Raw genomic sequence first — 9,014 nt, 5'->3', positions numbered from 1 at the left:
GCCGGCCTGGTGTTCCTGCCGCTGACCCGCTGGCGCCAAGTCGAGCCACGCTTCATGCGCTCGATGCTGCTGATCGGTGCGTTGCAGTACGGCATCACCTACGTCTGCCTGTACCTGAGCTTTCGCGTGCTCACGGTGCCGGAAGTGCTGCTGTTCACCATCCTCACGCCATTGCATGTAACCCTGATCGAAGACGCCATGAACCGGCGTTTCAATCCGTGGGCACTGTTGGCCGCGCTGGTGGCCGTGGCTGGCGCGGCGGTGATCCGCTTCGACAGCATCAGCGGTGAGTTCTTCACCGGTTTCCTGTTGCTGCAGTTGGCCAACTTCACCTACGCCGCCGGCCAGGTGCTGTACCGCCACCTGGTCGCACGCAACCCCAGCGACCTGCCGCACTACACCCGTTTTGGCTACTTCTACCTCGGCGCCCTCTTGGTGGTGCTGCCGGCCTTCCTGCTGTTCGGCAATGCCCAGCACCTGCCGAGTACCGACGTGCAATGGCTGGTGTTGCTGTTCCTCGGGTTGTGCCCGACGGCGCTGGGCCTGTACTGGTGGAACAAGGGCGCGTGCCTGGTATCCGGCGCTACCCTGGCGGTGATGAACAACCTGCATGTGCCTGTGGGGCTGCTGCTCAACCTGCTGATCTGGAACCAGCACGAGCCACTGGGGCGGCTGTTCATTGGCGGTGCGATCATCATCGCCTCGGTATGGCTGAGCCGCCTGGGTGGCCGTGGGCGAGCGCCGCTGGCTGGCAAGGCTTGACATGCTGATCCTCTCCAACGGTGTGCAACTGCCGGATACGGACATCGAGCTGAGCTACATCCGTGCCCAAGGCGCGGGTGGGCAGAACGTCAACAAGGTGTCCAGCGCGGTGCACCTGCGCTTTGACATACGCGCCTCATCGCTGCCCGCGTTTTACAAGGAGCGGCTGCTGGCGCTACGGGACAGCCGCATTACCGGCGATGGCGTATTGATCATCAAGGCCCAGCAGTTCCGTACCAAGGAGCAGAACCGCGCGGATGCCTTGGCACGCCTTGCCGAGTTGATCATCGCTGCCGGCAAGACCGAAAAGAAACGCCGCCCCACCAAGCCCACCCTCGGCTCGAAGACCCGCCGGCTCGAAGGGAAGGCCAGACGCAGTACGGTTAAGGCGGGGCGGGGCAAGGTGGACTTCTAAGGCCGTAGGCGGAACGGGCTATTGCGCAGGCTTGCATGGCTGCGCGCCCTTGTAGGAGCGGCCTTGTGTCGCGATGGGCTGCGCAGCAGCCCCCGCAATCTCAAGCCTCGCTCATCTCTTCCAGCCGACGCGGCACAGGCTCTTGCGCCACCCGTGTGCTCAACCCCACGCGCATGTCGTTACCACTCGGCTGCTGATACAGGCTCAAGCCGAATTCCGGCAACACCGCCAGCAGGTAATCGAAGATATCCCCCTGGATGCGCTCGTAGTCCGCCCACACCGTGGTGGTGGTAAAGCAGTAGATTTCCAGCGGCACGCCCTCGGCGGTGGTCTGCATCTGCCGCACCATGCAGGTCATGTTCGGGTGCACATTGGGGTGGTTTTTCAGGTAGGCCAGGGCAAACGCGCGGAAGGTGCCGATATTGGTCAGCTTGCGCCGGTTGGCCGACAGTTCGGCCACCGGGCCCAGCGCTTCGTTCCAGCTTTGCAGCTCCTGGCGTTTGCCGGCCAGGTAGTCGCCCAGCAGGCTGACCTGGGACAGGCGCTGTTCCTCCTCGCGGGTGAGGAAGCGTACACCTGCGGCGTCGATGAACAGGCTGCGCTTGATCCGACGGCCGCCGGATTGCTGCATGCCGCGGTAGTTGCGGAACGACTCGCTCATCAGGCGCCAGGTGGGCACGGAGACAATGGTCTTGTCGAAGTTCTGCACCTTCACCGTATGCAGGGTAATGTCCACCACGTCGCCATCGGCGCCAACCTGGGGCATTTCGATCCAGTCACCGACATGCAGCATGTCGTTGCTGGTCAACTGCACGCTGGCGACGAACGACAGCAGGGTGTCCTTGTAGACCAACAGCAGCACCGCCGACATGGCGCCCAGGCCCGACAGCAGCAGCAGGGGCGAGCGGTCGATCAGGGTGGCGACGATGACGATCGAGGCGAAGATCCACAGCATCATCTTGGCCAGCTGCACATAACCCTTGATCGAGCGGGTGCGGGCGTGTTCGGTGCGCGCATAGATGTCGAGCAGGGCATCCAGCAGGCACGACAGCGCCATGGTCATGAACAGCAGGGTGAACGCCAGGGCGACGTTGCCCAGGAAGTGCTGGGCGGTATCGGACAGCTCCGGCACCAGTTTCAGGCCAAACTGTACCACCAGTGACGGGGTGGTCTGCGCCAGGCGGTGGAAGACCTTGTTGTGACGCAGGTCGTCCAGCCACTTGAGTGCCGGCTGGCGTGCCAGCAGGCGCGCGCCGTGCAGCATCAGGAAGCGTGCCAGGCGGCCGATGACCAGGGAGATGAGCAGTAGCACCGCCAGGCCAATGGCCGCGTGCAGCATGGGGTGTTGGTCGAGGGTGCCCCACAGGTCGAGGGAGTCACGCCAGATTTGTTGGATATCCATGGGCTTGCATACAGTCTTGTTGCGAAACGAGGTGCCATTAGAGCGCGGATGGCGACAAAGTTGCCAAAAGAAATTCGGCTAAGGCGGCAGAAAACGTTACCCTATGCAACTGAATTTCCCGCACTTGCCTGAGGTTACCTCCGTGTTCTCCCAATTCGCCCTGCATGAACGCCTGCTTAAAGCCGTGGCCGAGCTTAAATTTGTCGAGCCAACCCCGGTGCAGGCCGCGGCCATCCCCTTGGCCCTGCAAGGGCGTGACCTGCGCGTGACCGCGCAGACCGGCAGCGGCAAGACGGCAGCTTTCGTGCTGCCGCTGCTCAACCGCCTGGTCGACCTGAAAGGCGGGCGCGTCGAAATCCGTTCGCTGATCCTGCTGCCTACCCGCGAACTGGCTCAGCAAACCCTGAAGCAGGTGCAGCTGTTCTCGCAGTTCACCTACATCAAGGCGGGCCTGGTCACCGGCGGTGAAGACTTCAAGGAACAGGCCGCCATGCTGCGCAAGGTGCCGGACGTGCTGATCGGCACCCCGGGCCGTTTGCTCGAGCAACTCAACGCCGGCAACCTCGACCTGTCCCACGTGCAGGTGCTGATCCTCGACGAAGCCGACCGCATGCTCGACATGGGCTTCGCCGAAGACATGGAGCGCCTGTGCAAGGAGTGCGAGAACCGTGAGCAGACCCTGCTGTTCTCGGCCACCACCGGCGGTGCGGCCCTGCGCGACATCATCGGCAAGGTGCTGAAAGACCCGGAGCACCTGATGCTCAACAGTGTTTCGCAACTGGCCGAAGGCACTCGCCAGCAGATCATCATGGCCGACCACGATCAGCACAAAGAGCAGATCGTGCAGTGGCTGCTGGCCAACGAAACCTTCGACAAGGCAATCATCTTCACCAATACCCGCGCCCTGGCCGACCGTATCTACGGCCACCTGGTGGCCAAGGATGTGAAGGCCTTCGTACTGCACGGCGAGAAGGACCAGAAGGACCGCAAGCTGGCCATCGAGCGTTTCAAGCAGGGCAGCTCCAAGGTGCTGGTGGCCACCGACGTGGCGGCCCGTGGCCTGGACATCGACGGTCTCGATCTGGTGATCAACTTCGACATGCCGCGCAGCGGCGACGAGTACGTGCACCGCGTGGGCCGTACCGGGCGTGCCGGTGGTGAAGGGTTGGCAATCTCGCTGATCACCCACAATGACTGGAACCTGATGTCCAGCATCGAGCGCTACCTCAAGCAGCAGTTCGAGCGCCGCGTCATCAAGGAAGTGAAGGGCACCTACACCGGGCCGAAGAAGGTCAAGGCCTCGGGCAAGGCGGCCGGGAGCAAGAAGAAAAAGATCGAGAAAAAAACCGGCGACAAGAAGGCGGCCGCCAAGCGCAAGCCTACCGCCAAGCCGAAGGCCAACGCGCCACTGGCCAGCGCCGATGGCCTGGCGCCGCTGAAGAAGCGTAAGCCTGCTGCCGAATAAATAGCGCTCAATGGCCCAATCGCCGGCAAGCCCCACAGGGATTGCATCAGGGCTGACAGGTGGTCGCCACAATATATGCAGTGCCTGTGAGATCGAGCGCCGCCCGCGCGGCGCTCGTTCTCACAGGCACTGAAGATGCAGCGGCTACCCTTGCCAGCGATAGGGCCATTGGAAACACCCCATCACTCAGCCTTCTGCTCCGCTACCTTCAACTCCTTGATCCGCTGGTCAATCAGCTGACACTTGTCGGGCAAGTCTTGGCTCGCCGTCCTCAGGTCCATCCCCTGCAGCTCTTCATTGATTTCCTTCGCCTTTTGCGGGTTCTGCTCGGTCAGTTGGGTGACCAGCCCGGCCAGCTCTTCACGTTTCTGCGTCGCTTCTTCCGGTGTGCAGGCCCAAGCGGGGCTGGCGCACAGCAAAGCGGTGGCGCAGCCCATAATGGATAGCAGCTGTTTCATCCTTCCTCCCCTCCAGCAATGGTTATGCACGGTGGAAGCTTGTGGGTGCTGGGAAGTTCAGTGCTCACGATCAGTGGGTCTTTCATGATGGAAGCATTCTGTTTCTGAAATGCCGCCACCAACGGTGCTGCGCCTCTTCTGACAAATGTATCGAGGTCGGGTACTACCCAGATCACTGGAGAGGCAGTGGGTCAGCCTGCGATGTGAGGACGCGCTGTCATGTGTATACCCAATGCTTTCATCACGGTCAGGAACGATTTGAGGGTTGGGTTGCCATGCTCGCTGAACGACCGGTAAAGCTGTTCACGAGATAGCCCTGTGTCTTTTGCCAGCTCGCTCATGCCTTTGGCACGCGCTACTACGCCGACAGCTTTGGCGACATAGCTGGCATCCCCGGTCTCCAGGGCGTCAGTCATGAACACGGCGATTGCTTCAGGAGTGGTGAGGTATTCGGCGGGATCGAATTCAGAGAAGGTTTGTGTCATTTTGCATCCTCCACGAACGCTGAATATGGTGGGCTGCTTTGATGTCCCGTTGTTGGCTGCTTTTATCGCCGCCGCACAAAAGAATGGCGAACGTACTGCCCGCCTGGTGGAAATATACGCGGTAGCCGGGCCCATAGTGGACCCTGAGTTCACTGACGCCGTGGCCAACCGGTGATACATCGCCAGGCAGGCCCTCCATCAATCGGTTGATCCGAGCAATGATTCGCGTTCTGGCGCTAACATCCCGGAGCCCGCTCACCCAATGTCTGAAACTGCTGGATTCGATTTTTTTCATCGAATTAATGTAGTTTATAAACTACAGACGACTCGCCAGCAAATGGTTTCTGCGTATTGCGCAATGGCTCGCTTCGCACCTGCCATTTGCATCCACTCTCATTTTTCTCGGAACACCGCGTCTCAGCCCCGAGTCCCAACCTGTGTAACCCTTTCGTCCACAGCAGGAGCCCGTAGCCATGAGCACCACCTACGACTGGGACCTGATCGAACGCTTGCTGCACGAGGTGCAGAACGGCGCCGGTCACAGCTTCACGCCACGCCCCTACGCCGAGCAGCACGCTGCCGCGCTGGCCGCCAGAGGTGAGCCGGTGGGTGACCTGGATCACTTGAAAACCCGTGCCTGTGAATATGAAAAGCTGTTGTTCGAGCGTGGCTTTATCGAAAGCCGGCCTGAGGAAGACGGCGGCAACGGCGAGAACTTCGTGCTGACCGAGCGCGGCTCGCGGCTGATGAGCCTGATCGACAGCAGCATCCCTGGCTTCGAGCACCCGCGCCAGGTGCTGGATGATCAGGAGGATGCGCTGGACGAGACCACCTTCGAACAGGTGTCGGCAAAAGCGCAAATCGCTTGAGGTCGTTTTGAGGGTGGCATGGGTGGCCATGAAAACCCGATAATCGGTAGCTTCTGAACGCTGCCGAGTTGCTCCCCATGCCTACGTTCACCTCAAAGGCCCGCCCATGAATGCGGCCCGCAAGCACCCTGATGCCTTTGCCTTCCAGGTTATGTTGGGCCTGTGCCTGATCTGGGGCTGCCAGCAGGTGCTGATCAAGACCGCCGCCGTGGACATCGCCCCGGTGATGCAAGCGGCATTGCGTAACGGTATCGCCGCGGTGTTGGTGGGCCTGATGCTGTGCTGGCGTGGCACCTGGGAGCAGGTCGGTAGCACCTGGCGCCCCGGGTTGGTCGCGGGCGCATTGTTCGGTATCGAGTTCCTGTTCATTGCAGAGGGCCTGAAGCTGACCTCGGCGGCGCACATGTCGGTGTTTCTTTATACGGCGCCAGTCTTCACCGCGTTGGGGTTGCACCTGCGCCTGGCCAGTGAACGCCTGCGACTGTTGCAATGGCTTGGCATACTGCTGGCCTTCGGCGGCATTGCCATGGCCTTTGCCGGAGGCATGTCGTTCGAGCACATGGATGCCCGCACCTTGCTGGGCGATGCGTTTGGCGTGATCGCCGGGCTGGCCTGGGGCGCCACCACGGTGGTGGTGCGCTGCTCACGCCTGTCGGAAGCCCCGGCGACCCTGACCTTGTTCTATCAACTGGCGGTGGGGTTTGCCGGATTGTTGCTGATTGCCCTGCTCAGCGGGCAGATTGGCGAGGTGTCGCTCACGCCTTTGGCCATGGGTAGCGTGCTGTTCCAGGGGGTTGTAGTGTCGTTCGTCAGCTACCTGACTTGGTTCTGGCTACTGCGCAAATACCTGGCATCGAACCTGGCGGTGTTTTCCTTCATCACCCCGTTGTTCGGCGTGACCTTTGGGGTCTTGCTGCTGGACGAGCCGCTGACCGCGCATTTTGTGGGCGGTGCGGTGATGGTGCTGCTGGGGGTGATTCTGGTAAGTGCCGAGCCTTGGGTTAAGCAGCAACTGCGCAAGTGGGTGGGGTAGTGGAACGCTTGCAACAAAGCGAAACGATTAACCAGTCGTCGGAATGCGCCGCTATGGCTTGATCCGCGTCAGAATGGCCCTTATCTGTAAGAGCAGAGGCATGCGTAATACAGGACATCGGGCTATGATCTGTATGAAACATTGCAGGATTGATTCGCCGTGAGGCTGACCCGTCAAGGGGGCATTATGAATAAACCACTGTCCAACTGGCTCCACGACCTGGCGGTCGCCTTGGGGCTGATTCCACCACCCTTGCAGCCGGTGCCGATCCCGACTGATGAAGAGCAGCGCAAGCGCCAACCGCGTCGTCGCTGATACAAGCAAAGGCCGCAGCACCTGGGTGGGGGCTGCGGCCTTTTTGTGTCTGGGCAATTGGCTTGCCTGCTCTGGGCCCATCGCTGGCCCTGTAGGCTCGTCAGCGATAGGGTCAGTGCAGGCCGAAGGTCAGGCCAGCTTTACCGCTGCCACCGGTTTACGCGACAGCAGGCTCACCACCACAAAGCTCACCAGGCCAATCGCGAGGCTGTAGTAGATCGGCGTATTCGCCTCCAGCCCGTCCTTGAACATGAACAACAGGGCAGTCGCAAAGCCCAGCGACATGCTGGCGATGGCGCCGGCGGTGGTGGCGCGTTTCCAGAAAATGGCGCCAATCAGCGGAATCAGCATGCCGCCCACCAGCAGGTTGTAAGCCAGGGTCAGGGCGCTGATCACGTCGTTCACCATCAACGCGATCCCCAGTACCACCAAGCCGGTCAGCAAAGTGAACAGGCGGCTGATACCCAGGCTGGACTGCTTGCCGCCACGCAGCTTGGGCAGCAGGTCTTCGGTGATGGTGGTCGAGGCCGCCAGCAGGCCTGCGCTGGCGGTCGACATCATGGCCGCCAGCGCCGCTGCCATCAGCAGGCCGCGGATGCCATCAGGCAGCGTGGTCTTGATCATTTCGGCGAAGGCATTGTTCGGATTGGCCAGGTCGGGCATCAGTACATGAGCGGCCATGCCGATCACGGCACAGGCTAGGCCATACAGCACGCAATACACCCCGGCGGTGGTGCCGGCACGCTGGCAGACCTTTTCGTCACGGGCGGTGAACACCCGCTGCCAGATATCCTGGCCAATCAGGATGCCGAAGAAGTAGATCAGGAAGTAGGTGATGATGGTATCCCAACCGATGGTGGTCAGCTGGAAGCTGGCCGCCGGCAACTTGGCCACCAGGGTGTCCCAGCCGCCGGCCTTGTACAGGCACACGGGCAACAGGATGAACATCAGGCCCACGGTCTTGATCACGAACTGCACGATATCGGTCAGGGTCAGCGACCACATGCCGCCAATGGTCGAGTACACCACCACCACACCCCCGCCCAGTAGCAGCGCGGCCCAGAAGGGCAGGTCCAGCAGCACTTGCAGCACGGTGGCCATGGCCAGGGTGGATGTCACGCCGATCATCAGCGCGTACGCCAGCATGATCACCGCGCTGGCCTGGCGTGCGGTCGGGTTGTAGCGCTGTTCCAGCACCTGGGTCACGGTGAAGATGCGCAGGCGTAGCAGCGGCTTGGCCAGAAACAAGTTGATGGCGATGATGCCCAGGCCCAGCGCGGCGCACAGCCAGAAGCCGGAAATGCCGTGAACGTAGCCCAGGCGCACGGTACCCACGGTGGAGGCGCCACCCAGCACGGTGGTGGCCATGGTGCCCATGTACAACATCGGGCCCAGGTTGCGCCCGGCGACCAGGTAGTCTTCATGGGTTTTCGCGCGTCGCATGCCATACCAGCCAAGCCCGAGCATGCCTGCGGTGTAAAGCATTACAACTATGATGTCCAAGGCCATTGGGGGTCTCCCGATTATCTTTATTATGGCGAGATCGGCCACGCGGGCGTTCGCACGGCGCCCGGTGGTCTTCTGGTGTTGGCGGGCCTCGGTGGCCCGACCACATTAGCGGCGGACTACACCCGGCAGTACGCAGAGCATTTCGAACAGCAGGTTGGCGCCGAGCAACGAGGTATTGCCGGTGGTGTCATAAGGCGGGGAGACTTCGACAAGGTCACAACCGATCAGGTCCAGGCCGTGGCAGCCGCGAATGATCTCCATTGCCTGGATGGTGGTCAAGCCGCCGATTTCCGGGGTGCCG

The 9,014-nt window shown here is 61.5% G+C and carries 12 protein-coding genes; 6 read left to right on the top strand and 6 right to left on the bottom strand.

Translation table 11 applies throughout. The features are described 5' to 3' along the window. Both APH30_RS24705 and arfB read left to right on the top strand, forming a co-directional pair. Positions 1 to 762, top strand: a 762-nt coding sequence (locus APH30_RS24705; RefSeq protein ID WP_054905582.1) for an EamA family transporter, incomplete at its 5' end; no start/stop codon positions are given. Position 763: 1 nt separating this feature from the next. After that, a complete protein-coding gene (arfB, locus tag APH30_RS24700) occupies positions 764 to 1,177 on the top strand; it encodes an alternative ribosome rescue aminoacyl-tRNA hydrolase ArfB (RefSeq protein ID WP_054914024.1) in 414 nt (137 codons plus the stop codon). A 100-nt stretch (positions 1,178 to 1,277) separates the two neighbouring features. Here arfB and APH30_RS24695 read toward each other — a convergent pair whose 3' ends face one another. Next, the gene (locus APH30_RS24695; RefSeq protein ID WP_054905581.1) at positions 1,278 to 2,579 is read right to left on the bottom strand and encodes a mechanosensitive ion channel family protein; all 1,302 of its coding nucleotides are present in this window, start codon (positions 2,577 to 2,579) and stop codon (positions 1,278 to 1,280) included. A gap of 103 nt (positions 2,580 to 2,682) precedes the next feature. On the opposite strand from APH30_RS24695, the gene APH30_RS24690 reads away from it, so the two are divergent. After that, positions 2,683 to 4,044, top strand: a complete 1,362-nt coding sequence (locus tag APH30_RS24690; RefSeq protein ID WP_054914023.1) for a DEAD/DEAH box helicase — start codon at positions 2,683 to 2,685, stop codon at positions 4,042 to 4,044. Between the two features lie 182 nt (positions 4,045 to 4,226). On the opposite strand, the gene APH30_RS24685 is transcribed toward APH30_RS24690, so the two are convergent. The 3 genes from APH30_RS24685 to APH30_RS28440 all read right to left on the bottom strand — a co-directional run bounded on the left by APH30_RS24685 (position 4,227) and on the right by APH30_RS28440 (position 5,282). Further along, the gene (locus APH30_RS24685; protein WP_054914022.1) at positions 4,227 to 4,502 is read right to left on the bottom strand and encodes a hypothetical protein; all 276 of its coding nucleotides are present in this window, start codon (positions 4,500 to 4,502) and stop codon (positions 4,227 to 4,229) included. Positions 4,503 to 4,693: 191 nt separating this feature from the next. Beyond that, the gene (locus APH30_RS24680; RefSeq protein WP_009683681.1) at positions 4,694 to 4,987 is read right to left on the bottom strand and encodes an addiction module antidote protein; all 294 of its coding nucleotides are present in this window, start codon (positions 4,985 to 4,987) and stop codon (positions 4,694 to 4,696) included. After that, complete coding sequence (locus tag APH30_RS28440; RefSeq protein WP_082416253.1) at positions 4,968 to 5,282, bottom strand: type II toxin-antitoxin system RelE/ParE family toxin; 315 nt, start codon at positions 5,280 to 5,282, stop codon at positions 4,968 to 4,970. Before APH30_RS28440 ends, APH30_RS24680 begins: the two co-directional genes overlap by 20 nt. 178 nt (positions 5,283 to 5,460) lie before the next feature. Here APH30_RS28440 and APH30_RS24675 point away from each other — a divergent pair, with 178 nt between their 5' ends. From APH30_RS24675 to APH30_RS29700, 3 genes are all read left to right on the top strand, one after another. After that, positions 5,461 to 5,856, top strand: a complete 396-nt coding sequence (locus APH30_RS24675; RefSeq protein ID WP_054914021.1) for a hypothetical protein — start codon at positions 5,461 to 5,463, stop codon at positions 5,854 to 5,856. Positions 5,857 to 5,962: 106 nt separating this feature from the next. Continuing rightward, positions 5,963 to 6,889: a DMT family transporter gene (locus tag APH30_RS24670; RefSeq protein WP_054914020.1), complete on the top strand. Its 927-nt coding sequence runs from the start codon at positions 5,963 to 5,965 to the stop codon at positions 6,887 to 6,889. 186 nt (positions 6,890 to 7,075) lie between these two features. Further along, positions 7,076 to 7,204 (top strand): PA1414 family protein, encoded by a 129-nt coding sequence (locus APH30_RS29700; RefSeq protein WP_009683677.1) that lies wholly within the window; start codon positions 7,076 to 7,078, stop codon positions 7,202 to 7,204. A gap of 129 nt (positions 7,205 to 7,333) precedes the next feature. Here APH30_RS29700 and APH30_RS24665 read toward each other — a convergent pair whose 3' ends face one another. Together APH30_RS24665 and APH30_RS24660 are read right to left on the bottom strand one after the other, a co-directional pair. Continuing rightward, positions 7,334 to 8,713 (bottom strand): sodium:solute symporter, encoded by a 1,380-nt coding sequence (locus APH30_RS24665; RefSeq protein WP_054914019.1) that lies wholly within the window; start codon positions 8,711 to 8,713, stop codon positions 7,334 to 7,336. Positions 8,714 to 8,818: 105 nt separating this feature from the next. Then, the coding region (locus APH30_RS24660; protein ID WP_177333788.1) for an arginase family protein at positions 8,819 to 9,014 on the bottom strand (196 nt) is incomplete at its 5' end.

It is taken from the genome of Pseudomonas sp. NBRC 111127 (assembly GCF_001320345.1).
Taxonomy (GTDB): Bacteria; Pseudomonadota; Gammaproteobacteria; order Pseudomonadales; family Pseudomonadaceae; genus Aquipseudomonas; species Aquipseudomonas juntendi.
Note: the sequence above shows the minus strand (reverse complement) of the source record. Positions and strands in the feature narration are given on the sequence as shown.

Excerpts from the sequence above, each read along its gene's own strand:
- APH30_RS24685 (WP_054914022.1), bottom strand. The coding sequence starts at position 4,502 with ATGAAACAGCTGCTATCCATTATGGGCTGCGCCACCGCTTTGCTGTGC.
- APH30_RS24690 (WP_054914023.1), top strand. The coding sequence starts at position 2,683 with ATGCAACTGAATTTCCCGCACTTGCCTGAGGTTACCTCCGTGTTCTCC.
- APH30_RS24695 (WP_054905581.1), bottom strand. The coding sequence starts at position 2,579 with ATGGATATCCAACAAATCTGGCGTGACTCCCTCGACCTGTGGGGCACC.
- APH30_RS24665 (WP_054914019.1), bottom strand. The coding sequence starts at position 8,713 with ATGGCCTTGGACATCATAGTTGTAATGCTTTACACCGCAGGCATGCTC.
- APH30_RS24680 (WP_009683681.1), bottom strand. The coding sequence starts at position 4,987 with ATGACACAAACCTTCTCTGAATTCGATCCCGCCGAATACCTCACCACT.
- arfB (WP_054914024.1), top strand. The coding sequence starts at position 764 with ATGCTGATCCTCTCCAACGGTGTGCAACTGCCGGATACGGACATCGAG.
- APH30_RS29700 (WP_009683677.1), top strand. The coding sequence starts at position 7,076 with ATGAATAAACCACTGTCCAACTGGCTCCACGACCTGGCGGTCGCCTTG.
- APH30_RS24670 (WP_054914020.1), top strand. The coding sequence starts at position 5,963 with ATGAATGCGGCCCGCAAGCACCCTGATGCCTTTGCCTTCCAGGTTATG.
- APH30_RS28440 (WP_082416253.1), bottom strand. The coding sequence starts at position 5,282 with ATGAAAAAAATCGAATCCAGCAGTTTCAGACATTGGGTGAGCGGGCTC.
- APH30_RS24675 (WP_054914021.1), top strand. The coding sequence starts at position 5,461 with ATGAGCACCACCTACGACTGGGACCTGATCGAACGCTTGCTGCACGAG.